A 25,104-nucleotide genomic window follows, 5' to 3' on the forward strand; every position below is an offset into this window, starting at 1 on the left:
AGCACGGAAACGGAGATGGCATTCCGCCGGGAGGGCCGGACGATGATGGTGCGGCTGAGGCAGGGGACCGCGGCGATCGCTGGCTATGCAGCGCATCCCGATCCGCGGGCCGCGATCGCAAATGCGATTGCGCTCGTGATTGTCTCGAACCAGCCCTTCTATCCGCTCTATCTCTACTGGGCGGTGTCGCCCGTCATCTCGCCGTCCTATGTCACGTTCCTGTCGACGCCGTTCTTCGCCGCCGTGCCGGCCGCCATGCGGCGCAACTCCCTGATCGGGCGAGCCCTGCTTCTCCTCGCCGGTATCGGCAACACGTTGCTCTGTCGTGTCACGTTCGGCCCCGCCTCCGGCGTCGAGGTCTTCCTGTTTCCTTGCCTCATGCTCGCGCTGCTGCTGTTTCGCCGCTCGGAGCGCGCCTTGGCGCTCGGCTTCGCAGCGCTCGCCATCATCTCCTATCTGCTGCCGGCCGCGCTTCTCGGCGCGCCCGTCCATCTCTACGAGCCAGGCGAGTATGCAGCCCTGCAGCGCCTCAACTTCCTGAGCGCCGCATCCCTCACCGTACTGATCGGATGGCTCTTCGTCGGGTCCCTCGACACGAATTCACGCGCCGACGAAACCGAAGGCAAGCGCGAGACGTAGACTGGGCATCTTCTGAAAGGACCTCGTCATGACGCGCCTTCTGCTTGCTCTTGCCCTGGCCGCAGCTTCGGCTGGAGGCGCAGCCGCCGGCACCATCGACGGGACATGGCTGCGCGACGACGGCAATGCACGCGTGCGCATCGCGCCTTGCGGCGACAAGACCTGCGCCACCAACCTCTGGATCGGCGATACCAGCAAGGGCGAGGCGGCAGGCGACAGGCTCATCCTGACGCTGGCCCGCCAGCCCGACGGGAGCTTTTCCGGCACCGCCTATGATCCCAAGCGCGACTGGACCTATTCCATGACGATCACTGCCACGCCCGGCGCGCTCATCACGCGCGGCTGCATCGTCGGGCGCCTGATCTGCCGCGACGTGAACTGGAAGGCCGCAGACTGACCGCCCTCGGCGGTGCGAGCGAGTGATCCGGCGCGACGGTGCTTGCGTATCTCGTCTATGGTCGCTGCACTCGCTCTGAATGCCGGTGGGATGCGCAGGACGAGAGCAGTCCGGGGAGGAGGTCCGTTCGTCGCCTTGATCGATCCCAACGCATTGATCGCCGCCATCGCCCGATCGGGCGACCGCGAGGCTTTTGCGGCGCTGTTCGACCATTTCGCGCCGCGCGTGAAGGGCTTGCTGATGCGTGGCGGCGCCTCGGCCGAACTGGCGGAGGAGGTCGCGCAGGAAACCCTGCTGGCGGTCTGGCGCAAGGCCGGCCTGTTCGACCCCGCGAAAGCAAGCGCCTCGACCTGGATCGCCACGATCGCGCGCAACCTGCGCATCGACATCGCTCGTCGCGAGACACGATCGCGGCTGTCGCAAGTCTACGAGATTCTGGATGAAGAAGCCCCCGAACAACCCGACGCGACGCTGTCCGGCGCCGAGCGCGACGCACGCGTGCGTGACGCCATGACCCGACTCTCCCCCGACCAGTACCGTGTGGTCGAACTCGCCTTTCTCGAGGGCTTCAGCCACCAGGATGTCGCCCATCGCCTCGCGATTCCGCTGGGCACGGTGAAATCTCGCCTAAGACTGGCGCTGTCGCATCTGCGCGGCCGGCTGGAGGATCTGCGATGAGCATCGCGCACCGCCCATCCGACGAAACGCTCGCCGCCTTCGCCGCAGGACAGCTCGACGAAGGCCTGGCCGTGGTCGTCGCCTGTCACGTCGAGGCGAACCGGGAGAGCCGGCAACGCCTGCGGGAGCTTGACGCGGTGCAAGGCGCATTGCTGGATGCGATCGAGCCCGTCGCGATGGCGGCCGGCCCGCGTGATGCGAGCGGCATCGCACAGGGCGCGCCGGATTCTGCGGCCCCGGTATCCGAAGCCGGGATGCCGCAGGTGCTTCGTCCCTATGGCTTTGGCCCATGGCGGCCGATCGGTATCCGCATCGCCATGCGGCGCGTCGAGGTCCCCGGCGCAGGTGCGCGCGTCTTCATGCTGCGCGCCGGGCCGGGCATCGCCTTGCCGCACCACAAGCATACGGGGGTCGAATGGACCACGATTCTCGCCGGTGCCTACGAGCATGAATACGGGCGCTATGCGGCGGGGGATTTCGACGAGGCCGATGCCGAGCATGAGCACACGCCGCGCGTCGACCCCGTCGAGGGCTGCACCTGCATCGTCGCCATGACCGGAAACGTACTGCTCCAGGGGTGGCTCGGCCGGATGTTGCAACCGCTGGTGCGGTTTTGACTGTCACCTCCTTCGCAACAGCCCTTGCTCTCGTGGCCGCGGCCATGTCCGCCTTCATGGCCCTGGCGGCGGTGGTCGAGCGCCGCACCGGAAATTCCGGCTGGATCGACGTGGTCTGGACGATCGGGCTCGGCCTGACGGGCATCGCTGGCGCGTTGCTGCCTTTTGGCGCGGGACCGATGTCGAGGCGCCTGCTCGTGGCCGGGCTCGCACTGGCATGGGGGCTTCGGCTCGGCCAGCACATCGCGCGACGGACGACCGGCATCACCGAGGATCCGCGCTATGCGAGGCTGAAGCGCGACTGGGGGAGCGATGCGCCCCGGCAGATGGCTCGGTTGCTCCAGATGCAAGCACTGGCCAGCATTCCGCTGGCGCTCGGAATTGTCCTGGCGGCCCATAGGCCCGCACCCGCGTTGAGTTGGAACGATATCGCAGGCCTCGCCGTTTTCGCGGCGGGTCTTACGGGCGGAGCGCTCGCCGACCGGCAATTGCGCGCTTTCTCACGCTCGGGCCATGGCGGCGTCTGCGACCGCGGTCTTTGGCGCTGGTCGCGCCATCCCAATTACTTCTTCGAATGCGTGCTCTGGTGCTCGTACCCGGTGATCGCGCTGGGGTCCGGTTACCCTTGGGGCTGGTTCGCCCTGCTGGCACCGGCCTGCATCACGCTGCTGCTCACCCGCATCTCCGGGATTCCGCCTCTGGAGGAGCACATGCTCGCCAAGCATGGCGACGCCTATCGCGCATACCAGCGTCGAACCAGCGCCTTGATCCCGCAGCCCCCGAAAGGAGCGACGCCATGACGCTGATGCAGAGGCTTTCGAGTTGGGGCGAAGGCCTCCCCGTTCCCGATGCCGTCATCCGTATGGTGATTGCATCGCTGGTCGGGCGCACCGCTCGTTCTCTCGCGGCGCAGCCAGGCGATGCCGCGGCCTTTGCCCGCGACATGGCAGAGTTCCCGATCGCGGTTCATGCCGATGCTGCCAATGCCCAGCATTACGAGGTCCCGGCCGCCTTCTTCGACCAGATCCTCGGCCCGCGGCGAAAATATTCCTGCTGCTACTATGCCGGTCCCGGCACCACCTTGGAGGCCGCGGAAGAGAAAGCGCTGGCGCTGACGTCGGAACATGCCGGTCTCGCCGACGGGCAGGACATTCTCGAACTGGGCTGCGGCTGGGGCTCGCTGTCGCTGTGGATGGCCGAGCATTATCCGATGGCCCGGATCGTCTCGGTCTCGAACTCGGCTTCGCAGCGCGCCTTCATCGAAGAACAGGCACGCCACCGCCAGCTCGCAAATCTGCGCGTCGTCACGGCCGACATGAACGACTTCGCGACGGATGAGCTCTTCGATCGCGTGGTTTCCGTGGAGATGTTCGAGCATATGGCGAACTGGCGCGCGCTTCTCGGGCGGATACACGGCTGGCTAAAGCGCGACGGCCGGCTCTTCATCCATGTCTTCGCGCACACCCAGGGCTGCTACCGGTTCGATGCCGCAGACAGTGGCGACTGGATCGCGCAGCATTTCTTCACCGGCGGTCTGATGCCGAGTGCTGCGCTCGCGCGCCAGTTTTCCGACCTCTTCGCCGTCGAAGCCGAGTGGCGCTGGAGTGGTGATCACTACCGCGCAACGGCTGAAGACTGGCTGGCCAATTTCGACAGCAACCTGCCGACGATCGATCCCATCCTTCGGGAGGTCTACGGTGCGGAAGCGCCGCTCTGGCGCCGGCGCTGGCGGCTGTTCTTCCTGGCGACGAGCGGCTTGTTCGGCCATGCCGGTGGCGAAGCCTGGGGCGTGCATCACTATCGGCTGCAGGCGACCTGAGCGGAGAGCCGTCTTGGGAGGCTAGAGCATTTCCGCGTTTCTCCGAATCGCGAAAATGCTTTGTCCCTTTGTTTTAACGCATTTTCTTCACGCGAACCGGTGCCCACTTCGCTCGAAAATGCTCTAGAGCATTTCCGCGCTTCTCCGAATCGCGAAAATGCTTTGTCCCTTTGTTTTAACGCATTTTCTTCACGCGAACCGGTGCCCACTTCGCTCGAAAATGCTCTAAACCCAGTCGGCAGCGCGACGGACGACGCCATAGGCGACCCAGGTGCAGAATCCGACGACGACCGTGCCGTAGGCAAGGTCCGCGAGCGTGATCGTCAATGTCCAGGGACGCAGCGTGGCGTAGTTCGTCAGGTCGTAGGTCGCATAGGCGAGCAGGCCGATCAGCGCCCCGTTGAGCAGCGCGGTGCTTGCGCTGCCGTCGCGTAGCGCTGGCATCAGCGCGAAGTAGACGACGCCGAGCGGGAAGCCGAAATAGAACAGCGCCGCCGGCCAGTAGCGCACCTGCTCCACGATCAGGTCGCCGAGCGCGGGACGGTACAGCTTCGCGGTCATCGTACTCAGCCAGATGGCATCGCAGATGCCGAAGGCGACGAGGAAGGCGATGTAACCGACGACGAAGCGCATGGCGTTCTCCAGGGTCTTTGCTGGGAGATACGCGGGGTTTGCCCTTCTGGTTCAGGGCCTTCTTCGATCGCGGCGACAAATCCCGATCGGCAGATGTACGGATCCGTTCCGGCATTGCGAGCGTATAGATCGGGATGCTCCTCCAGCCACCGGCGACCATGACGATCCAGATTGCCCGCCGCACGATCCTGCCGCTGCTTGCCGGGCTTGCGCTGCCCGCCTGCGAGGCCTTGCGCCCAGGCGGCTTCAGCGAGGGCACGCGGGATGTCGCCTATGGACCGCACCCCCGGCAGCGCATGGACATTTACGTGCCCAAGGGCGTTCAGGACGCTCCGAAGCCGGTCGTCTTCTTCATCTATGGCGGCTCGTGGGCGAACGGGGCCAAGGAAACCTATTCCTTCGTGGGGGACGCTCTTTCAGCTCGCGGCTTCGTCACGGTGATCGCGGATTACCGCCTCGTGCCGGAGGTCCGCTTTCCCGTCTTCATCGAGGACGGCGCGCTGGCGCTGCGCGTCGTTCGCGACATCATCGCCCGCTTCGGCGGCTCGCCGCGAGCCCTCCATCTGATGGGGCACTCGGCGGGCGCCTATAATGCGATGATGCTGACCCTGGACAAGCGCTACCTCACCGCCGTGGGGATGCGGTCCGGCGAGATCCGTTCCACCGTCGGGCTTTCCGGCCCCTATGATTTTCTGCCCTTCGACATCGATGTGACGAAGGATGCCTTCGGCAGCGCCCCTGTCCCGGCCCAGACACAGCCCATCAACTTTGCCCGGCGCGACACTCCGCCGATCTTCCTGGCGACAGGGTCGGAGGACACAACGGTCCTGCCGCGCAACAGCGAGCGCCTGGCGCTGGCGCTCGAGAAGGCCGGCGCTCGATCGGTCTCTCTCAAGATCTATCCCGGGCTCGGTCACGCGGGCACAGCCACTGCGCTCTCCAGGCTTCTGCAATGGCAAGCCCCTGTCCTCGACGACGTCGTCACGTTTCTGACTGCCCGGTGACCAATCCAGACATGCCGGTCGGCGCCACTTCCGGACATTGGGTCGCTGCCCGAAAGCGGACATTCCCGGCTCCGGTTCGGGGTGGCTGGTTGCGACCTAACTCCGACGTCGGGGGGCTATACTTCGAGGGCTGACTTGGCCACAGCCCCGTGCACGTCAGGGAGGCTCGCCGAGCGGCACTTGGAGGGCTTTGCATTGCCCGGAGCATAGCCGGAACAGGATGCCTCACTCGCCCGTTCCGCTCACAGGCCGCACCGGCCTGAGTTCAGCGAATGCCCAAGTTCACGATTACGACGGACGCTGGCGATGGCCCCGAGACGTTCGACGATCCCATTGAATTTCCGACCATCTAGGCAGCCACCGACGACGCCCAGGTCGCGCTGGTCCGCGAGAGCAATAAATTGCTAAGGATGATCTGGACAATTGTTTTTAATCGCAGGCAACTACTTTCTGCGGCGGCAGTTGGCTAACTGAACAACCGAAAGTCAGCCATGTCGAAACTGGTCGTCCTGATCGTTGAAGACGAGCCGCTGCTCCGGATGGACGCGGTGGATTTCCTTGAGGAAGCCGGTTTCGAGGTGATCGAGGCGGCGCATGCCGACGAGGCTATGGCCGTATTGGCCGATGGCAGGGACGTCGACGCCGTCTTCACCGACATCGAGATGCCCGGCTCCATGGACGGCATCGAGTTCGCTCATGCCGTCCGTCATGGATGGCCGCCGATGATGATCGTCGTGGCCAGTGGGCGTGTCGTTCCCGCAGAAGGCGACCTGCCGGACAACGCGCTTTATCTGAGGAAACAGTATCGCCCCGATAAAGTGATCGCTGCCCTTCGACGGGCGGCCTAGGGCACCTGGTCTGGCTGTCCCGGCATCCGAAACGTGAACCGGGTCTCGGCCTCCGACGATGCAACGGTCAGCGTGCCGCCATGAGCCTTGGCGATCTCGGACGCGATGTGAAGCCCGAGCCCGAGGCCGTTCGCACTATGACGGACGTCACCTCGGAAGAACGGCTGGAACAGGCGCTCCATGGCCGCGGCGGGAATCGGATCTCCCCCATTGGCGACGGAGATCTCCAAGCCTTCATTGGCGGTTGCAGCCTCGACGCGGATGGGTGTGCCAACCGCCCCGTGGGTCAGCGCGTTGCCCAGCAGGTTCGACAGGAGCTGCGCGATTCTGGAGTGGTCGCAATCGACGGGCGCGTGGATGGAGAAGTCCTCCACGATCTCGACGTCCGGATGCGTCGCCTGGAGTTCGGCCACCACCTGTCGAAGCGTCGGCTCCAGCGGCTTCGAGGGATCGCGCGATAGCGTCAGCCCGCCGCCGAGCTGACCGCGGGCAAAGTCTAGCACGTTGTCGATCAGGCTCGACATCCGCAGCGAGCTCGCCTGCATCAACCCGACGAGGCGGGTTTGCTTCGGGCTGAGCGGCTCCTTGCTGGCCATACGCAATCCTGCGTCGATCGAGGCCAGCGGGTTGCGCAGGTCGTGTCCCAGTACGGCGATGAATTGCTCCCGCAGCGCGCTTGTCGCCCTTTCGTCGGCGAGCCCCTGGTAGGCGTCGTCGCGGGATCGGACGAGGGATTGCTCGAAGGTGCGGCGCTGCTCGGCCTGGAAGACGACGAGACGGGTAAGTTCGAGATTCTCCTCGGCGTCCCGCCGTTCATTGGCGCTGACGAAAACCGGGAACTTGCCAGTCGCTGTCATCAGGTCCAGGGCGATCTCCGTGACAAAGCCCTGCATCCGCAGGAGCGGGATCAGGTGCGTCTCATAGAGTATGCGCCCCGGCATCGTGAGCCGGTCCCGAAATCTCCCGCCGACCAGTTCGTGAGCCGGGACGCCGAGCCAATCGCAAAGGGTGGCGTTGACCTTGGCGATTCTGCCGTCTGCGAGGAGAACGACGTACCCGCAAGGCGCGTTTTCGTAGAGATCGTCCAGATCGCCGGAATGGACTGCCGGGTCAGACAAAGGCGCGGATCTCACGGATGACCTCGGCGGGCGCGCTGAGATTCGGGCAGTGGCCCGAGGCGTCCAGCATGACGAATTTACTGCCCGCGATGTTGTCGTGGACGAAACGCCCGACTTTCTCGGCGGCGATGATGTCGTCCTGGCATTGCAGAATCAGCGTCGGCACCGCCACCAGCAGCAGATCGGCGCGGTTGTCGGAGGTGAACGTCGTCCGCGCGAACTGCCTGGCGATGTCGGGATCGGTGCGGCAAAAGCTTGCCGTCAGCTCCTCACCCAGCTCGGGGCGGTCGGCATTCCCCATGATCGCGGGTGCCATCGCGTTCGACCAGCCCATGTGATTCTCCGCCAGCGAACCCAGCAAGTCATCGACGTCGCCGGCGGTGAAGCCGCCGACATACTCGCCGTCATTGATGTAGCGCGGAGACGGCCCGACCAGGACCAGCTTGCCAAACATCCCCGGCGCCCTGAGCGAGGCGAGCACGCCGATCATCGCACTGACGGAATGGCCGACGAAGATGGCGTCTTGGAGCCCGAGCTCGTTGCCGATCTCCACAATGTCTTCGGCATAGCCGGCGAGGCTCGCGTACTTATCGGGATTGAATGCGGATAGGTCGGACTTGCCGGCTCCTACGTGATCGAACCGGACGGTCGTGAACTGCGGACGGAAGGACGGCTCCACCAACCGCCACATGTTCTGATCGCAGCCGAAGCCGTGCGCGAACACTAGGGCCCGGTCGCCTGAGCCATCCGTCACGACGTTGTTTCGCAGAAGGGCGGTCTTTCTATCCAACATTCTCGGGTCCTAGCATTCCCGCAGTCGACGAGTCTTCCACGCGCTGTCGGTCGGTCCCGATCAAGGCCTTTTAGAATGTCTACAGATTAGTCATAGCCCAGCCTGCGCTGAACCCGAAATGAACGCCGCTGAGAACCCCCAAGCGGCCTCGAATGGCGCGCGGGCGCGAGGCGCCATGTGTCCCCTATCGCGTTGCGCCACTTCCGGACATTGGGTCGCTGCCCGAAAGCGGACGTCCGCCGCGCAGAGCCGTCGTACCGGAACCGACCCGTAGCGATCACCGAGGACGTCCGCTTTGTGGCGCTACAGCACCGGGCGCGCCTCAGGGAACTTCCACAAGCCATTGAGAACGGTCGGCTTTGACCGGTACAGCCGGACCATGTCGTTCCAGCCGGGCGTGATCGGCAGGCAATTCGGTATCTTGTCGTCGCAGCCGCCGAATTGGACCGAGATCGTCCCGTTCTCATTCTTTGTCGCGATGAGGTTGTTCACCGAACAGGCTTTGAGGAGGTTCTGCTGGTGAGCAGGGGCGGATCTGGGCGGCGCTCGGGAGCACCGTTCGTTTCACTGCCTTGCCTTGATGAAGTCGACAAAGGCGCGGAGCGGTGGGGGCACGAGGCGACGGCCGGAATAATAGAGGAACGGGCCCGAGAAAGGCTGCCACCAATCCTCAAGAACGGGTTCGAGAGCGCCGGTTTCGAGATGGGGGCGCAGCCATTCCTCGAAAAGTTGGATGATTCCGATACCGGCGACCGCCATCACGACGGCGAGATCGGTGGCGCCGCCGACGCGCACCACCAATGGTCCCCGCGGTTCGACGCGCACGACCGCGCCCTCCCGCTCGAACTCCCAAGGGCTCGTCGTCGCCCCACTGGCGAAACGGCCGAGCAGGCAGGCATGGCCGAGCAGGTCCCTCGGATGTCGGGGACGGCCGTGCCGGTCGAGATAGCTTGGCGCCGCGGCAGTGGCGAAGCGCTGAATGCGCGGCCCGATAGGAACAGCGATCATGTCCTGCTCCAGGCGCTCGTCGTAGCGAATGCCGGCATCGCAACCCGCGGCCATCACGTCGACGAAGCTGTCATCCGCGACAATCTCCAGAGTGATGTCGGGATAGGCGGCCAGGAAGCCCGGCAGAATGGCTGGGAGCACGAGCCGGGCGGCGCTGACCGGCACGTTGAGGCGGAGCGTGCCTGCCGGCTCGTCTCCGAGGCTCTTCACGACGTCGAGCGCTGCCTCCACTTCATCGAGGGCCGGGCCCAGACGGTCGATCAGCCGGGCCCCCGCTTCCGTCGGAGTGACGCTCCGGGTGGTGCGATGGAGCAGGCGAACGCCCAGCCTGGATTCGAGACGGCGGACCGCATCGCTCAATGCAGACGCGCTGGCAGCCCCAGCGCGGGCCGCATCGCGGAAACCCCGGGCCTGCGTCACGGCGAGAAAGGCATTGAGATCGCTGAGATCCACTTTCATTGTTCGAATTTCCGCACAGCCCGTGCAGACAATGCCGGATTATCCCAGCAGTCTGCAAGGTTTAGCTGATGGTCATCGAAAGGAGACAGCCATGCAGACGATTGAGCGAGCCGGCACCTTCAACCTCGGAGACCGCCGCGTGAAGCGGCTCGGCTACGGCGCCATGCAACTCGCCGGACCAGGGGTGTTCGGGCCACCCCGCGACAGGGATGCGGCGCTTGCGGTACTGCAGGAAGCAGTGAGCGCCGGCATCGACCACATCGACACGAGCGACTTCTACGGCCCGCACGTCACCAACCGGCTGATCCGCGAGGCACTTTCGCCCTATCCCGGCAATCTGGCGATCGTGACCAAGATCGGCGCCCGGCGGGGAGAAGATGGCTCATGGCTGCCGGCCTTTGGCGCCGACGAGCTCGGGCGGGCCGTGGACGACAACCTGCGCAACCTCGGACTCGAGGCGCTGGACGTGGTCAACCTCCGGATCATGTTCGACACCCACGGCCCGGCCGAAGGGTCCATTGCCGCGCCACTCGAGGTGCTCGCCACCCTTCAGCGACGTGGACTGGTCCGGCATATCGGCCTGAGCAATGTGACCCCGGCGCAGGTGGAGGAAGCGCGCAAAATCGCCGAGATCGTCTGCGTGCAGAACCAATATAATATCGCAAATCGCGGCGACGACGCGCTCATCGATGCCCTGGCCGGGGACGGCATCGCCTACGTGCCGTTCTTTCCCTTGGGAGGATTCGCCCCGCTGCAATCTGCGACCCTCTCCCATGTAGCCGGGCGGCTGGGCGCAACACCGATGCAGGTGGCCCTCGCCTGGCTGTTGCGGAGAGCCCCGAACATTCTCCTTATTCCCGGCACCTCTTCGGTAGCGCATCTGCGCGAGAACATCGCAGCCGCATCGCTGACCCTGCCTGACGATGCGATCGCAGCCCTCGACGGCATCGCGGCAACCCGGGCGTCATAGCGCCCCCTCGCCGACATTCGGAACGTCCGGCCCACGGGAGCGTCACGCGCCTGCGGGCCCTAGGCCCGAAGCCTTGTCGTCAGCGAAAGACGTTCGGGGGCAGCGGCGGGTCCGTATTGAGCAGCGTGATCGTCACGCGGCGGTTCGGCGCGAGGTAGGGGTTGTCGGGGAAGACCGGCTCGGCGTCGCCGCGTCCCACCACGGAGAAGAAGCTGTCGTTGGGGAGCCCGGCACCCGACAGGATCTCGCGCACGGCGAGCGCGCGCCCGGCGGTGAGGCTCCAGGGATCGACGGCCCCGACCGAGCCCGGGCGCGCGGCGGCCGTGTGGCCGGTGACCCTCAGGCGGTTGGGCAGCCGGCGCAGGGTGGGCGCGATCGCCTCCAGCACGAGGCGGGTGCGATCGTAGGGGCGGACCGAGCCCTCGGCGAACATCGAGCGGCCGTCCTCGTCCACGAGGGAAACGTCGACCCCCTCCTTGGTCTCCTCGATCACGATGTTGCGCGACAGCTCCGCAATTTCGGGCAGTTTCTGGAGCGCCTGCCGGAGGCTGGCTATGGCGCTGTGGTTGGCCTGCGCGTCGGCGGCCGGGCGGCTGACCTCGCGGCCGCCGGGGCGGCCCGAGCTGTTCGGGAGCGCTTTGTCATCCAGCCCGGTGGTGCCCCTCGCCGCGTCGCGGGGCACCGACGGTCTGTTGCCTGATTTGTCCAGGGCGGTGCCCATCAGGACGCCGCCAGCGCCACTGGTGCTGGGACTCACAGCCGCCGGCGCGAAGTATTCCGCCAGGCCGACCTTTTGCTCCTGCGTCGTCATGCTGATCAGCCACATCAGCAGGAAGAACGCCATCATGGCGGTCACGAAGTCCGCATAGGCGATCTTCCAGGCCCCGCCATGGTGCGCGTGAGCGGCCTTCTTGACCTTCTTGATGATGATCGGCTGCAGGGGCTTGTCCATCGGGGTCCTACTGGAGATTGGGTCAGATCTAGAGCATTTTCGAGCGAAGTGGATCCCGGTTCGCGTGAAGAAAATGCGTTAAAACAAAGGGATAGAGAATTTACGCGTTTCGCAGAAACGCGGAAATGCTCTAGGCGGGCAGATTGGCGGTTGCCGCTTCCACTTCGGCGAAGGTCGGGCGGACGTCGCTCATCAGAGCCTTGCGGGCAAATTCGACCGCCATCACCGGCGGCTGGCCGTTGATATGGGCGAGGAGACCCGCCTTGAGTGAAAGGTAGTATTTGGATTCCGCCTCGAAGATGCCCTTGAGCGACTGCGCCATGGGCCCGAAGAAGCCATAGGCGACGAAGACGCCGAAGAAGGTGCCTACGAGCGCGCCGCCGATCAGATGTCCCAGCACCTCCGGCGGCTCGGTGATCGACCCCATCGTCTTGATCACGCCGAGCACGGCGGCGACGATGCCGAGCGCCGGTGTTCCGTCGGCGATCGACTGCATGGCCGCAACGACACGCTCCTGCTCCTGGTGGTGAGTCTCCAGTTCCTCGTCCATGAGAGCGTCGATCTCGTGGACGTTGTTGGCCCCCATCGTCAACATGCGCATGTAGTCGCAGACGAACTCGACCGCGTGATGGTTCGCCGCAAAAGTCGGGAAGGCATTGAACAACGTCGAATTGCTCGGATTCTCAATGTGCTCCTCGACCGCGAGCATGCCCTTCTGCTTCACAAGCTTGTATAATGAGTACTGCATCCCCAGCAGTTCGACATAGCATTCCTGCTTGTACTTGGTGCCCTTCACGAGCGTGCCGAGCATGGCGGGCACGGCCTTGAGCACCGGCCCGGGGTTGCCGATGATGAAGGCACCGATCGCCGCACCGAGGATGATGACAAACTCGAACGGCTGCCAAAGAACCTCGAGGTGGCCACCCATCGCCGCGTAGCTGCCGAAGACGCAGACGAAGACGATGATTGTGCCGACGATCAGCCGCATGGTTTGTCACCCTCGCACCGCAGCAGGTACAGCCCACGCGAAGCCACTACTGATCCGAGGAAATGAACGATTAAGGTTAAGGCTGAGTTTACGGGCATTGGCCCGCAGGCTGTAAGCGCCCTCCTCCGGCCAAGGCTTTGAGGCTTGGGGCGGCAGGATAGGCCCAGGTTGTGGCGCGATGCCGCCGATCCGAGGGGATCCGGCGAAGTTCAGCTCTCCACCCAAGCTGGTCACTCGACGTTGGCCGTGGCTCGGGGCCGCGCTGCGCCATTAGAGCATTTTCGAGCGAAGTGGATGCCGGTTCGCGTGAAGAAAATGCGTCAAAACAAATAGATAGAGCATTTTCGCGATTCGAAGAAACGCGGAAATGCTCTAGCAGAAGTTGGCTCCTCGCCAGGGAGCAGACGTTCCGCGCTGACGGTTGGACGGCAGCTCCCGACCCAAGTCGGACTTTGTTGCTGGTTCGTCGTACCGTCCGTCCCCACCCCAAGCGCCTCTCAGCCAAGGCACGAATTCCCTAGGCGGAAGCATTGCCTTGTGGCAGTGCACGTTCAAACAACCATGCAGCAAATGGGTCTATGACCGGGACGTGCCGACCTCATTAGCGAAGTGAGTGAGATAGGCGTTTCGGTATGTTCCACTCTCTGCCAACTGCGCGCGCTTCTGTGCGGTTGCCGCCGCGTCCACGCCATGGTCTTCGATGATGACGCCATAGACGTCCGCCGCGTATTCACGCGTTATGAGCTCCTTGACGACATCAGCCAGAACCTTTTCGGGAGCCCGCTCCAGCGGGTCGCCATAGCCGCCCGCCCCTGCCTGGATATGGACGAAGACGTCATCCTTCTTCATCGGGGTGCTCTCCATCGGGCACACCGGAAGCACCTTCTGGTTGGGCCCTGGATTGATCAGGTTCCAGGACGGCGTTCCCGGCAAGCCGCCGAAGAGCCCGTAGGGTAGGATGTCGCGGCGGTCCGAGCGCATGATCAGCTCCGCCTCGTCCTCCAGCAGACGATAGCCCCGCATCAGGGCTGCCCCGCCGCGATGTCGCCCCGGCCCGCCGGAGTTCTGCACGAAGCTGTAGCAGGTGATCTCCACGGGCAGGCGCGCCTCGACGATCTCGATCGGCGCATTGCCGAGATTGGCCGCGGGATTCGAGATGCCCTCCTGCCCATCGCGCGCGGCACTGCCGCCCCAGCAGCCCATCAGGCCGCCCGAGATCATGAAGGGCTTGTTCTGTCTGGTCCGTCCCGCGATGTGCGGGGCGGAGGAGCCGCCCTCGCTGGCGCCGGGAATGCGCTGCGGCAGGATCTGGGCGAAGGCCCCGAGCATGGCCTCGTACATGCGAAAGCAGATCACGCCGCGAGCGCCGCAGGCGGCCGGCTCGTTGGGATTGACGATCGACCCCTTCGGCGCCTTGACGGTGATGGCGCGCATATAGCCTTCGCAGTTCGGGATCGTCGCGCCGATGGCGCAGCGCACGGCCAGATAGGCCATGGCATTGGTCGTCGGCATCGGCCCGTTGATCGCCGCCTTGACCTGCGGCGAGGTGCCGGTCCAGTCGACGATGACCTGATCGCCCGCGATCGTCAGCGCGACCTTGAAGCGGATCGGCTCCGGATTCTCGCCGAGGCCGTCGAGGAAATCCTCGAACTCGTAGGTGCCGTCGGGCAAGGCGCCGATCTCGGCCCGGATCAGCCGCTCGGCATAGTCGTGGAGTTCCTGCGTGTAGAAGCGAAACTCCTCGGCACCGTAGCGCTCGATCAGGGCCTTGAGGCCCTTCTCGCCATTGCCGCAGGCCGCGAGCTGGGCGCGGAGATCGCCGAGCACCTCGACGGGCTGGCGCGAGTTCAAGGCGACCAGCTTGAAGATCGCCTCGTTCGGCACTCCGGCCTCGTGGAGCTTGAGGATCGGGATCCGCATGCCTTCCTGGTAGATCTCCGTGCCGTACACCGCCATGCCGCCGGGCGCGATGCCACCGACATCGCATTGATGCGCCAGCGTGGCGATGTAGCCCTCGACACGGTCGTTCACGAAGACCGGCTTGATGACGTAGTAATCCGGCAGGTGCATCCCGCCGGCCTCGTAGGGATCGTTGAAGAGGAAGATATCGCCCGGCGCCATCCGCGATCCATATTCGCGCACGAGCGTCCGCAGGGCGTCGGGAAAGGAGCCGAGATGCACCGGGGTGGTCAGCCCCTGCGCGATCGTCCGGCCCTCATGGTCGCAGACGGCCGTCGAGTAATCCATCGAGTCGCGCACGATGTTGGAATAGGCGGATCGCATGATGACCAGCGCCAGCTCGTCGGCAATCGAGCCCAGCGCGTTCTGGATGACATCAAGCGTGATCGGGTCGAAGCGCTTGCGCATGATCAGTTCCCGAGCTCGATGACGATGTTGTTCCAGCGGTCAACGGTCGCCGTCGCCCCCGGTGGAATGACACAGGTTGAATCATATTCCTCGATGATGAGCGGGCCGGCGCTGGCGACGCCGAGAAGGTCCGCGCGGCGCAGAACCGGTGTCGTCCACAAGCCCGGACCGGGGCCGAAATAGACCTCCCTGGTCACCGGCGCGCCGGAGCCGGCCTCGCCTCCCGGCAGCGTGCGCGCGCCCTGGTCCGGCGAGCGCACGCTGGCAATGACCCGGATGCTGACGAGCCCGACCGGCTCCGCCCGCGACATATGCGAATAGCTCCGCAGATGCTCCTGGTGATACGCCTCGTCGATCTCGGCCATCACCAGCGGCCGTCCTGCTGCGACCGGAACCGAGAGCTCGTAGGCCTGGCCGACATAGCGCAGATCGGCGAAGCGCCGGACTTCGATTTCGGCCTCGGCGAAACCTTCTGCGGTCAGCGTCTCGACCGCCTGGCGCGCCAGCGCGCGGTAGCCGGCGTCGAGCTCCAGCGGGTCGATCTCGGCCGTGCGACCCGGAAACGATCGGACCAGTTCATGCTCGTGATCCGCTACCAGCAGCCCATAGGCGCTGAGCACGCCGGAATTCGGTGGAATGAGGACGCGCGACATCGACAATTCGCGGGCGATCATCGCGGCGACGATCGGGCCGTTGCCACCGAACCCGATCAGCGTGTAGTCGCGCGGATCGCGACCACGATAGGTCGAGACGGATTTGACGGCGCGCACCATGTTGGCGATCGCGACCGTGACCGCGCCATGGGCAGCGTCCCTAACCGGCTTCTCCAGCCTGTCCGCGATCTGGCTTTGCAGGGCCGCGAACGACTTCTCGGCCTGGAGGCCGAGCGCGCCGCCGACGAGGAAGCGCGGATTGATGTAGCCCAGAGCCAGGAAGGCGTCGGTCAGCGTGGCGACGGTGCCACCCTTCCCGTAGCAGACCGGGCCCGGCGCCGCGCCGGCACTGTCGGGGCCGACTTTCAGCACTCCGCCCTTGTCGAACCAGATCTTGCTGCCGCCGCCGGCACCGATCTCGGAGACGTCGATGAAGGGTAGCTTGATCGCGTAGCCGGCGCCCTTGACCAGCTTGCTCGACAGGTTGATGCCCGCGCCGACCTCGAATTCGCTGGTCTTGGCCGGCTCGGCATTCTCCACGATGGCGGTCTTGGCGGTGGTGCCGCCCATGTCGAAGGTGATGATATTGGGCAGGTCGAGGCGCCTGGCCGTTCTGGCGGCCGCGATCACCCCTGCCGCCGGACCGGATTCGACAAGATAGGCCGATTTGTTCATCGCCGAGCGGAGGCTCATCTGCCCGCCGCCCGAGGTCATGACATGCAACGACCGGCCGGCGCCGAGAGCCCCGAGCCGCTGCTCCAGCCGCTGCAGGTACTGGCGCATGACGGGGCCGAGATAGGCATTCACCACGGTCGTGCTGGTGCGCTCGTATTCCCGGATCTCCGGCAGGATCTCGTGCGAGCAGGTGACGAAGACGTCATCGGCAAAGACCGTTTCAACGATCTCCCGGATGCGCTTCTCATGGACCGGGTTGGCATATGAATGGAGCAGGCAGACCGCGACGGCCTTGACCCCGGCCCGCTTCAGCCGCATCGCCGCACGCTCGACCGAGGCTTCGTCCAGCGGTACCCGGACCTCGCCGCCCGGCCCCAGCCGCTCCAGCACCTCGAGCCGCAACTGCCGCGGCACGAGCGGCTCCGGCTTGACATAGTCGAGGTTGTAGAGCTCGGGCACGCGCACCCGCCGGAACTCGAGAATGTCGCGAAAGCCGGCCGTGGTGATCAGCCCGGTGAGCGCGCCCTTGCCTTCCAGCACGGCGTTCGTCGCCATCGTGGTCGCATGGACCACGACATCGACCTCCTCAGGCAGGATCGCGTTCTCCCGCAGCAGTTCAGCCAGCCCTTCCGAGCTTCCAAGGCTGAAATCATCGGGCGTCGAGGCGACCTTCCTGACCAGGACGCCGCCATCGCCGCAGGTCGCGACGACGTCGGTGAAGGTCCCGCCGATATCGATCCCGACACGGAACGATCTTGCGGTGGATCTTGCATCTATAGCCATTCGGCGAAGTCCGGATCATGCTGGCCACGGCAGGAGGCTCGTGGAGGATCGGCACTCTCGCGTCCGGTGGCCATTCCGGTCCAATTTTCGTTTTGGATTCGCCTGATAGATTTTTTTTATGCGCTGTCGAAGCCTTGGAGATAATTTCTCGCTACCTCCATGGCGAGGTCGCTGACGACACGCGCCAGCGGAACCTCTGTTTCCCTGGGAAAGCTGATGTAGAAATCCAGCATCGGCAGCTCCGCATCGATCTCCAGCGGCCGGAGCCGGCCGTCGCGGAGCTCGTTCTGCACAACCGCCGGCGGCAGCACGCAGGTCCCGATGCCGTCGAGCGCCATGCGCACGATCCCGGCGATCGCGGAGCTGCCGAACATGCGTGCGCTGGTGAAGCCGTGCTGGTCGAGCAGAGAGCGGATGGCGACATAGGCCGGCGAGCCGCGCCGGGAGGTGACGATCGGAAACGCCGCGAGCGCCGGGAAGCCGGGCTTGCGCGGCAGGTCCGCCAGGGCCTCGCCCGCCATCCAGGCCAGGGGGAAGCAGCACAGCAGCTCCGATCTCAGCCTCGGATCGGAACAGGGCCCGTGGGTCATCGCCAGGTCGAGCCGCTCGGCGGACAGCGCATCGCGCAGGTTGGGGCTGGAATCGACTTCGATGTCGAGGGTGAGCGAGGGATAGTCGAGCGCGATCCGTTCGACCAGGAGCGCCAGCCAGGTATGGACGATGGTCTCGGGCACCCCGATCCTGAGCACGCCCCGATGGGTGGCGGCGCCGCCGACCGTATGCACCATCTCCTCGCGCAAGGCGAGGATGCGCTCGGCATAATGCATCAGTTCGAGACCGGATGCCGTGAGGACGCCGCGGCGCGGACGGTTCTCGAACAGCCGCACGTCAAGATCGCGCTCGAGCAGCGCGATGCGGGCGGAGATCGCCGGCTGTGTCGTGTTGAGATGCTCTGCGGCCAGCCGGAAACCGCCCAGCCGGGCGACCCAAAGGAAGGTCTCCAGATTGCGAAGGTCGATCAAGCCAGCTGCTCCAGAAATGCGCGCCCATATGCCGGGCAGCATGATAAAAAAAACTGATGCCGCCAATCCAAATTGAGGATTGGACTTGGCGACCGGCCGCAACCCATCCTGCGAAACTGGAGCCTCTCGGCACCGTGGTTCACGGACGACAGGACGGGGGATGATCTTCAGTTGGCGGACCGGGAGAGCTTGAAATGAACGTGAGTCCAATCGTGGCGGCCGGATTGCGCGGCCTGATCTGCCTCAGCCTGCTGCCGGCGGTCATCGCCACGGCGAGCGCCCAGAGCAAGTATGACCGCGTCCTGCAGAACAAGAGGATCATCGCCGGCGCCCAGGAAGGCACGCCGCCTTTCGGCTATGTCGACGAGAAGGGTGAAGTCGCCGGCTGGGCCGTCGATCTCAGCAAGGCGCTGCACGCCCTCATCGAGCAGAAGATGGGCGTCAAGCTGGCGCTGGAGTTCCGCAAAGTCACGCCCGAGACCCGCATTCCGCTGATCGTCAACGGTTCCCTCGACTGGGTCCTGGGTTCGACGGGCAAGACGGTCGAGCGCGAGGAGGTCGTCGATTTCTCGCTCATCAACAACGCAGTCTGCGTGAAGACGCTGCACCGCAAGTCGATGCCGGTGAACACTGCCAACGATCTGGGTGGCAAACGTCTCGGCGTGACGAATGGCAGCGTCGAACAGAAGCTCCTGGCCGAGATGGGCCGGACCGGCAAGATTACGCCGCCGCCGCAGATCGTCACCTTCCCGACCCATGCCGTCGGATTCCTGGCGCTCGAGCAGGGCCGCACCGATGCCCATGTCACCCTCGACGTCGCCTTGAAGGCCTTGCAGATCAAGGCGCAGAACCCGGACGAATGGGCCGTCGATGGCCCGGAACTGATGTGCACGCCGAACGGCATCATCCTTCCCCAGAACGACTCGAAGTGGAAGCGCACCGTCGATCACGCGCTGTGCTACTTCATCGCCACCGGCGGCTACGACAAGCTCTGGGCCGAATGGTTCGGCGAGACCAATCCAAAGGCGGGGTTCTCGCTGCCGATCGCGGAAACGACCAAGATTGTGCTGAGGAACCAGTGCGCCTTCGGCATCGAGGACTGGCTCGTGAAGAAATAGCGGCGAACTGCCGCCCCGCTTCATCAGCCAGGACCCGCACCATGCTCGACCACTACGCCAAGCGCATCGAGAAGCTGCGCTTCTCATCCTCCCTGATGTCGATGCGCCGCATCCGCGAATTGCGGGCCAACGGCATCAAGGTCCACGATTTCGGCTCGAAATTCGATACGCCGACGCATATCAAGGCCGCCGCGGCCCGCTACATGAATTCGCCGCAGGGCTCGCTCTACGCCGATCCGCGCGGCATCCCCGAATTCCGCGCGGCGGTCCAGCGCAAGCTGCTGCGCGAGAACGGTCTCGCAGTCGATCCGGACACGGAGATCACCGCCACGCCCGGCGGCAAGGCCGGCATCGTCGCAACATTGCTGGCGCTGGTCGATTCCGGCGACGAGGTCATTCTGGAGGATCCCGGCTGGCTCAGCTTCGAGCCGATGATCCGCATCACCGGCGCCACGCCGGTGCCGGTGCCGCTGCATGAAAGCAACGGATTCCGGCTCGACGCCGCCGATATCAGGAAGGCGATCACGCCACGCACCAAGGTCATCGTGCTGTGCAGCCCGCACAATCCCACGGGCGCGGTGCTGTCACGCGCTGAGCTCGAGGCCATCGCGGGCGTCGCGATCGAGCACGACCTCCATGTGGTGATGGACGAGGCCTACGAGCATTTCCTCTATGACGGCCACGCGCATGTCAGCATGGCAACGATCGAGGGGATGCGGGCGCGAACGATCACGGTCCAGACCGCCAGCAAGACCTACAACATGTTCGGCTGGCGCGTCGGCTGGGTGATCGCCCCAGCCGAAATCAGCGAGCGGATCAGGATGATCTCGTCGCACATGTTCACCTGCGTCACCTCCTTCGCCCAGGCCGGCGCGGCTGCCGCGCTCGACGGCGACCACGTGCAGGGCACGCTCACGCTTCCGGAGATGATGAAGAACTACCAGATCCAGCGGAATGCCCTGGTGGAGGGCCTGCGTGCCATTCCCGGCGTGACCTGCGTCATGCCGGCAGGGGCCTATTTCGCCTTCCCCAGGATCAGCGGGTTCGGGCGCTCCTCGCAGGATTTCGCCGCGCTTCTTCTCGACAGGGCCCGGGTCAACGGCCTTCCGGGCTCAGTCTTCGGCCAGCGCGGCGAGGGGCACATCCGCTTCGTCTTCAATGCACCGCTGCCGGAAATCGAGGAAGGCGTCGCCCATTTGCAGGAGTGCCTGCGGGCGCTCTGAGGGCGAAGGAAACCGATCCGCCATGCAATACGAATTCGACTGGGGGATGCTGCTCAGGTCACCGTATTTCGGCTGGATCGTCGAGGGCGTGCTCACCACCTTCCATCTCGCCTTGCTGTCATGGGTCCTGGCCCTGACCCTGGGCATCGTCATCGGCATCTTCCGCGTCACGAACTCGCGGGCGCTGCGCGTGATCGGCACGGCCTATGTCGAGCTCTTTCGGAACATCCCCCTGATCGTGCAGCTTTTCCTTTGGCTCTACGTCGCACCGCAATTGCTGCCGACGGAGACGCGGCTGTGGTGGAACCGTCTCGACTACGTTCCGTACTGGACCGCCGTCATCGGCATCTCGTTCTACACCGCCTCGCGCGTCGCCGAGCAGATCCGCTCCGCGATCCTGGCCATCCCGCCGGGCCAGTTCAAGGCGGCGCTTTCGACCGGGCTGACCACGACGCAGACCTACCGCTTCGTCATCGTCCCCTATGCGCTGCGCATCATCCTCCCCGCCCTCACCTCCGAGTTCCTGACGATTTTCAAGAACACCGCCCTGGCACTCACGATCGGCGTGGTCGAGATCACGGCGACGACGCGCAAGATCGAGGCGTGGTCCTTCCGCGGCATCGAGGCCTACACGGTTGCTTCGCTCACCTATGCCGCCACGACGATCCTGGTGGTCGTCTTCATGTCCTGGCTCGAGCGGCGCTATTACATCCCCGGCCTGATCCGGCGCGAACGGGAAGCGGCGTGATGGACTGGAAAGTCGTCGCCGCCAACTATCCGCTGCTGCTGAAGGGGCTCCTGACCAGCCTGCAGCTGACCTTCGTCGCCATCGCCTTCAGCCTGCCGCTGGGCTGTCTCATCGCGATCGGCAGGCTCAGCCACCGGACCTGGCTCAGCCGCGCCTGCACGGCCTTCGTCAATGTGCTGCGCAGCAATCCGCTGATCCTGATCCTGTTCTGGTTCTATTTCCTGATCCCGCTGATCACCGGCCAGAGCGTCAACGACCTGACCTCGATCATCATCGCCTTCGTGGTCTTCTTCTCGGTCTATTTCGCGGAGATCGTCCGCTCGGGCATCCAGTCGGTCGGAAACCGGCAGATCCAGGCGGGCCTTTCCACCGGCCTTACCTACGCCCAGACGATGCGATTCATCGTCCTGCCGCAGGCGATCCGCGCGATGATGCCGGCGCTCATCACCCAATGCATCGTCGTGTTCCAGGGCACGACCGTGGTCTACGTCATCGGCTACAGCGAACTGCTGCACACCACTTCGATGATCGCGGAACGGACCGTGCGCCCGGTCGAGATGTATCTCGCGGTCGCCGCGATCTACTTCGTGGTCTGCTATTCCGCCTCGCTGCTCGCGCGGCGCTTTGAGAAGGGACGGGCCTGATGCCGGATCCGATCGTCAGGGTCGAGGATGTCGGCCTGCGCTTCGACAAGTTCACCGCGCTGGACGGCGTGTCGCTCTCGGTCGAGACCGGTCAGTGCATCGTCATCTGCGGGCCCAGCGGCTCGGGCAAGAGCACGCTCCTGCGCTGCATCAATGGCCTGGAGCGCTTCCAGGCCGGCGAGGTCTTCGTCGACGGGGTCCGCGTGCGCGACAACACGGACCTGCCGAAGCTACGGCGCGGGATCGGCATGGTCTTCCAGCATTTCGAGCTCTACCCGCACATGACCGTTCTCGAGAACATCACGCTCGCACCGATCAGGGCCAAGGGCGTGCCGAGGGCTCAGGCGGAAAAGCTGGCGCGCGACTATCTCGAACGCGTCGGCATCGCCGACCAGGCGGACAAATACCCCGGCCGGCTCTCCGGCGGCCAGCAGCAGCGCGCCGCAATCGCCAGGGCGCTCGCGCTCGAACCCAAGGTCATGCTGTTCGACGAGCCGACCTCCGCTCTCGACCCGGAGATGATCGCCGAAGTGCTCTATGTCATGCGTGATCTCGCGCGCGGCGGCATGACGATGCTGGTCGTCACTCACGAGATGGGGTTTGCCCGGGAAGTCGCCGATGAAGTCATCTTCATGGACCGTGGTCGGGTGGTCGAACGCAGCGGTGTGAAGGAGTTCTTCACCGCCCCCCGTGCGGACCGAACCAAGGAGTTTCTGAACAAGATCCTCGTCAAATTTTAAGCTGTGGTGACGACGGCCACTCACCCACAAAAGCCAAGTTTCATTCACGGTCCGACGAGCACTACCTTTCAATCGTACGCTCCGATTGCACTGAACCGTGCGCTGCTTCTATGGCGCCCGCGCTGGTTGCGCAATTAGCGGAAGTGGGGTCTTCGCCAGGAAGCGGACATTCTGCGCTGTCGGTTGGATGGTAGGTCTCGACCCACAGCCGCCGTGCCAGCCTGCTCAGCTGTGTTAGCCTCCAGCAGTTTCATGCTGGACGGCGCCAAAGATCATACGCGTGTCACCGGCGATGCCGCTCAACTTTAGCGTCTCCTGTGGGATCTAAATTCGTCGATCCCCAACGCGATGATGCTGCCTAGGAACAGAGCGCCTGTAACCAATCCTGCCAGAACGAAAATCGGCTTTACCAATGATCCGAATGCCGACAGCTCCACAAGAGCAACGTAATCGAGAACAAGAGCGCAGGCGAAAAAGGCGAACAATGCGCCGGTGAGCTTCCCGTGTTGGGATAGAAACATTACCGGCTCCCACGATTCCCGCTACCACACGGTGGCGATTGCAACGGTTGGACGCCAGCACGTCAAGGGCAAGGTGCAAGCTCCCCAGTGCGATGCGCATAGGCAGCTCGACATACCGCCGGTTCCATCGGGCTGACTGTTCGCGTGCTCGGCCAGCTCGATCATCCCTACGCGAGCCGGGTCAGTGAGTGGGGCGTCCTTAAAGCGCCGGTCATGCTGTTCTGGAACATCGAGAAGAAATAGCGATCCCGTAACGGCGGACTAGAGCATTTTCGAGCAAAGTGGACACCGGTTCGCGTGAAGAAAATGCGTCAAAACAAATAGATAGAGAATTTTCGCGATTCGGAGAAACGCGGAAATACTCTAGACGGCCTCGACAACGCGGGATTTGCGAGAGAGCAAAACAGTATGTGCGCGGCCCACGCTTCCATGTTGACGGGCTGTGGGTTGAGCGACAGCGGCTCACCGCGCCGTATGCCCGTCTGAGAGCGGCGCGACTGCGCCGCTCTTCATGAAACCGAAGTTCGGGTCACTGCGCCGCGGGTTGCCAGGCAGGGGTCAGCAAGGTCAAGCAAGGCCGCCGGCGAAGAACTGAATCGTCAGCCGACCAACTCCGCGTCGAGCGAGATTTCGGCGTTCAGGGCCTTGGAGACAGGGCAGCCGGCCTTCGCCTTGCCGGCGAGCTCCGCGAATTGTGCCTGCTCGGCGCCGGGAACCTTCCCCTTGAGTTTCAGATGAATTGCCGTGATGGCGTAGCCGGCGCTGTCCTTGTCGAGCGTCACCCGCGCGGTCGTCTCCAACAAGTCAGCCTTGAGCCCGGCCTCACCGAGAATGAGCGAGAGCGCCATCGTAAAGCACGCGGCATGTGCAGCCCCCAGAAGCTCCTCTGGGTTACTGCCCGGCTGCCCTTCGAACCTGCTGGAAAAGCCATAGGGATACGCCTTCAAGGCACCGCTTTCCGTGGAAATCGCGCCCTTACCATCCTTGATGCCGCCTGACCATATTGCCGAGCCGGTCCGATTGATCGCCATCTTCAACACCTTTACCTGTCCGCGGGAGAACTCAGTCTATGCCGCGTTCATCGCCAATCAAGTTCGCCGGGACAGCTGACAATCGGACTGAGCGAGCGCCCCTTCCCGTCTCAGTTAGGTGACGACCGATCGGTTTGGATCAATAGCCACCGCCAAATTGGCAGGTGGCAGGGCAAGGTCATCGGCTCATCGCCCTCGGAGCGAGGCTCGCGTTCCAGCAGCGCTGAGCCCTCAATTCAATCGCGTCGCGAAACGCTCGCCAAACGCCTTCGCGTCAGCCTCTTGCGAGAAGCTCACACGGCGTCTTTGCGGCTCCGGCTCCATCCGCACACGCGCCTGATGTGGAATACGGCGCTCGACGAGTCTGTAGAAGGCGCTCGTTGAGATCGCCGGCGAACAATGGCAGGTCGACGCGGAAGCAGCCTTCGGTCCCGACCCGCGTGGTGATGCCGACGGCCGCTTTCGCTCCATCGATCGTGTCCGGCTCTAACTCTCGCATTTCCTCACTCCTACCGCCCATTCCGCGTAGGGCGTGTTCTTGGCCATGTGCCGATTCCAGTCAGGCGCGCCGTCGTCCCACCAAACGGGTCCACGCTCGCCAAGCGCAACTTTCGCGGAATCGACCCGAACACGGGCGGCGCGAAGCTCGCCATTCC

General features: G+C 64.5%; 25 protein-coding genes. 14 read left to right on the forward strand and 11 right to left on the reverse strand.

Annotation, left to right across the window (positions count from 1 at the left end):
• Positions 1-15: 15 nt before the first annotated feature.
• The 6 genes from EV560_RS25950 (at position 16) to EV560_RS25975 (ending at position 4,150) form a co-directional block, all read left to right on the forward strand.
• Positions 16-639, forward strand: a complete 624-nt coding sequence (locus EV560_RS25950; protein WP_207908119.1) for a hypothetical protein — start codon at positions 16-18, stop codon at positions 637-639.
• A gap of 28 nt (positions 640-667) precedes the next feature.
• Positions 668-1,036: a DUF2147 domain-containing protein gene (locus tag EV560_RS25955; protein ID WP_131858732.1), complete on the forward strand. Its 369-nt coding sequence runs from the start codon at positions 668-670 to the stop codon at positions 1,034-1,036.
• A 153-nt stretch (positions 1,037-1,189) separates the two neighbouring features.
• Positions 1,190-1,714, forward strand: coding sequence for a sigma-70 family RNA polymerase sigma factor (locus EV560_RS25960; protein WP_248312211.1), 525 nt, complete (start codon positions 1,190-1,192; stop codon positions 1,712-1,714).
• On the forward strand, positions 1,711-2,331 hold the full coding sequence (locus EV560_RS25965) for a ChrR family anti-sigma-E factor (protein WP_131858733.1): 621 nt from the start codon (positions 1,711-1,713) through the stop codon (positions 2,329-2,331). Before EV560_RS25960 ends, EV560_RS25965 begins: the two co-directional genes overlap by 4 nt.
• A gap of 44 nt (positions 2,332-2,375) precedes the next feature.
• Entirely contained in the window at positions 2,376-3,131 is a 756-nt protein-coding gene (locus EV560_RS25970) for a DUF1295 domain-containing protein (protein WP_248312212.1), read from the forward strand.
• Complete coding sequence (locus EV560_RS25975) at positions 3,128-4,150, forward strand: SAM-dependent methyltransferase (RefSeq protein WP_131858735.1); 1,023 nt, start codon at positions 3,128-3,130, stop codon at positions 4,148-4,150. The genes EV560_RS25970 and EV560_RS25975 overlap by 4 nt, the downstream gene beginning before the upstream one ends.
• A 225-nt stretch (positions 4,151-4,375) precedes the next feature.
• Here the strand turns inward: EV560_RS25975 and EV560_RS25980 are convergent, their stop codons facing one another.
• Entirely contained in the window at positions 4,376-4,783 is a 408-nt protein-coding gene (locus EV560_RS25980; protein WP_131858736.1) for a DUF2177 family protein, read from the reverse strand.
• Between the two features lie 158 nt (positions 4,784-4,941).
• On the opposite strand from EV560_RS25980, the gene EV560_RS25985 reads away from it, so the two are divergent.
• Together EV560_RS25985 and EV560_RS25990 are read left to right on the forward strand one after the other, a co-directional pair.
• Entirely contained in the window at positions 4,942-5,787 is an 846-nt protein-coding gene (locus tag EV560_RS25985) for an alpha/beta hydrolase (protein ID WP_165923627.1), read from the forward strand.
• Positions 5,788-6,278: 491 nt separating this feature from the next.
• Positions 6,279-6,635 carry a response regulator gene (locus tag EV560_RS25990; RefSeq protein ID WP_131858738.1) on the forward strand — a complete coding sequence of 119 codons (357 nt, stop codon included), beginning with the start codon at positions 6,279-6,281 and terminating at the stop codon, positions 6,633-6,635.
• On the opposite strand, the gene EV560_RS25995 is transcribed toward EV560_RS25990, so the two are convergent.
• From EV560_RS25995 to EV560_RS26010, 4 genes are all read right to left on the reverse strand, one after another.
• Positions 6,632-7,753 (reverse strand): sensor histidine kinase, encoded by a 1,122-nt coding sequence (locus EV560_RS25995; RefSeq protein WP_131858739.1) that lies wholly within the window; start codon positions 7,751-7,753, stop codon positions 6,632-6,634. The two genes, EV560_RS25990 and EV560_RS25995, sit on opposite strands and share 4 nt — an antisense overlap.
• A complete protein-coding gene (locus EV560_RS26000) occupies positions 7,746-8,546 on the reverse strand; it encodes an alpha/beta fold hydrolase (protein ID WP_131858740.1) in 801 nt (266 codons plus the stop codon). The genes EV560_RS25995 and EV560_RS26000 overlap by 8 nt, the downstream gene beginning before the upstream one ends.
• A gap of 303 nt (positions 8,547-8,849) precedes the next feature.
• Positions 8,850-9,038, reverse strand: a complete 189-nt coding sequence (locus EV560_RS26005; protein ID WP_131858741.1) for a hypothetical protein — start codon at positions 9,036-9,038, stop codon at positions 8,850-8,852.
• A gap of 72 nt (positions 9,039-9,110) precedes the next feature.
• Positions 9,111-10,013, reverse strand: coding sequence for a LysR substrate-binding domain-containing protein (locus EV560_RS26010; RefSeq protein WP_131858742.1), 903 nt, complete (start codon positions 10,011-10,013; stop codon positions 9,111-9,113).
• 91 nt (positions 10,014-10,104) lie between these two features.
• Here EV560_RS26010 and EV560_RS26015 point away from each other — a divergent pair, with 91 nt between their 5' ends.
• On the forward strand, positions 10,105-10,983 hold the full coding sequence (locus tag EV560_RS26015) for an aldo/keto reductase family oxidoreductase (protein ID WP_131858743.1): 879 nt from the start codon (positions 10,105-10,107) through the stop codon (positions 10,981-10,983).
• Positions 10,984-11,062: 79 nt separating this feature from the next.
• Here the strand turns inward: EV560_RS26015 and EV560_RS26020 are convergent, their stop codons facing one another.
• The 5 genes from EV560_RS26020 to EV560_RS26040 form a co-directional block, all read right to left on the reverse strand.
• On the reverse strand, positions 11,063-11,935 hold the full coding sequence (locus tag EV560_RS26020) for a flagellar motor protein MotB (protein WP_131858744.1): 873 nt from the start codon (positions 11,933-11,935) through the stop codon (positions 11,063-11,065).
• A 130-nt stretch (positions 11,936-12,065) separates the two neighbouring features.
• Positions 12,066-12,923 carry a flagellar motor stator protein MotA gene (gene motA / locus EV560_RS26025; RefSeq protein WP_131858745.1) on the reverse strand — a complete coding sequence of 286 codons (858 nt, stop codon included), beginning with the start codon at positions 12,921-12,923 and terminating at the stop codon, positions 12,066-12,068.
• Positions 12,924-13,499: 576 nt separating this feature from the next.
• Positions 13,500-15,290, reverse strand: coding sequence for a hydantoinase B/oxoprolinase family protein (locus tag EV560_RS26030; RefSeq protein ID WP_131858746.1), 1,791 nt, complete (start codon positions 15,288-15,290; stop codon positions 13,500-13,502).
• Positions 15,291-15,292: 2 nt separating this feature from the next.
• Entirely contained in the window at positions 15,293-17,401 is a 2,109-nt protein-coding gene (locus EV560_RS26035) for a hydantoinase/oxoprolinase family protein (RefSeq protein WP_131858747.1), read from the reverse strand.
• 116 nt (positions 17,402-17,517) lie between these two features.
• A complete protein-coding gene (locus tag EV560_RS26040) occupies positions 17,518-18,423 on the reverse strand; it encodes a LysR family transcriptional regulator (RefSeq protein WP_165923628.1) in 906 nt (301 codons plus the stop codon).
• Positions 18,424-18,617: 194 nt separating this feature from the next.
• On the opposite strand from EV560_RS26040, the gene EV560_RS26045 reads away from it, so the two are divergent.
• The 5 genes from EV560_RS26045 to EV560_RS26065 are packed head-to-tail and all read left to right on the forward strand — an operon-like array spanning position 18,618 to position 22,896.
• Complete coding sequence (locus EV560_RS26045; RefSeq protein ID WP_131858749.1) at positions 18,618-19,541, forward strand: transporter substrate-binding domain-containing protein; 924 nt, start codon at positions 18,618-18,620, stop codon at positions 19,539-19,541.
• 41 nt (positions 19,542-19,582) lie between these two features.
• Positions 19,583-20,764 carry a pyridoxal phosphate-dependent aminotransferase gene (locus EV560_RS26050; protein WP_165923629.1) on the forward strand — a complete coding sequence of 394 codons (1,182 nt, stop codon included), beginning with the start codon at positions 19,583-19,585 and terminating at the stop codon, positions 20,762-20,764.
• Between the two features lie 22 nt (positions 20,765-20,786).
• Positions 20,787-21,512 (forward strand): amino acid ABC transporter permease, encoded by a 726-nt coding sequence (locus tag EV560_RS26055; RefSeq protein WP_131858751.1) that lies wholly within the window; start codon positions 20,787-20,789, stop codon positions 21,510-21,512.
• Positions 21,512-22,156 (forward strand): amino acid ABC transporter permease, encoded by a 645-nt coding sequence (locus EV560_RS26060; RefSeq protein WP_131858752.1) that lies wholly within the window; start codon positions 21,512-21,514, stop codon positions 22,154-22,156. The genes EV560_RS26055 and EV560_RS26060 overlap by 1 nt, the downstream gene beginning before the upstream one ends.
• Complete coding sequence (locus EV560_RS26065; protein ID WP_131858753.1) at positions 22,156-22,896, forward strand: amino acid ABC transporter ATP-binding protein; 741 nt, start codon at positions 22,156-22,158, stop codon at positions 22,894-22,896. The genes EV560_RS26060 and EV560_RS26065 overlap by 1 nt, the downstream gene beginning before the upstream one ends.
• 1,120 nt (positions 22,897-24,016) lie before the next feature.
• On the opposite strand, the gene EV560_RS26070 is transcribed toward EV560_RS26065, so the two are convergent.
• A complete protein-coding gene (locus EV560_RS26070; protein WP_131858881.1) occupies positions 24,017-24,448 on the reverse strand; it encodes an OsmC family protein in 432 nt (143 codons plus the stop codon).
• Positions 24,449-25,104 lie beyond the last annotated feature (656 nt).

The organism is Allobosea sp. BK604 (assembly GCF_004341515.1).
In the GTDB taxonomy this organism is placed as follows: Bacteria; Pseudomonadota; Alphaproteobacteria; order Rhizobiales; family Beijerinckiaceae; genus Allobosea.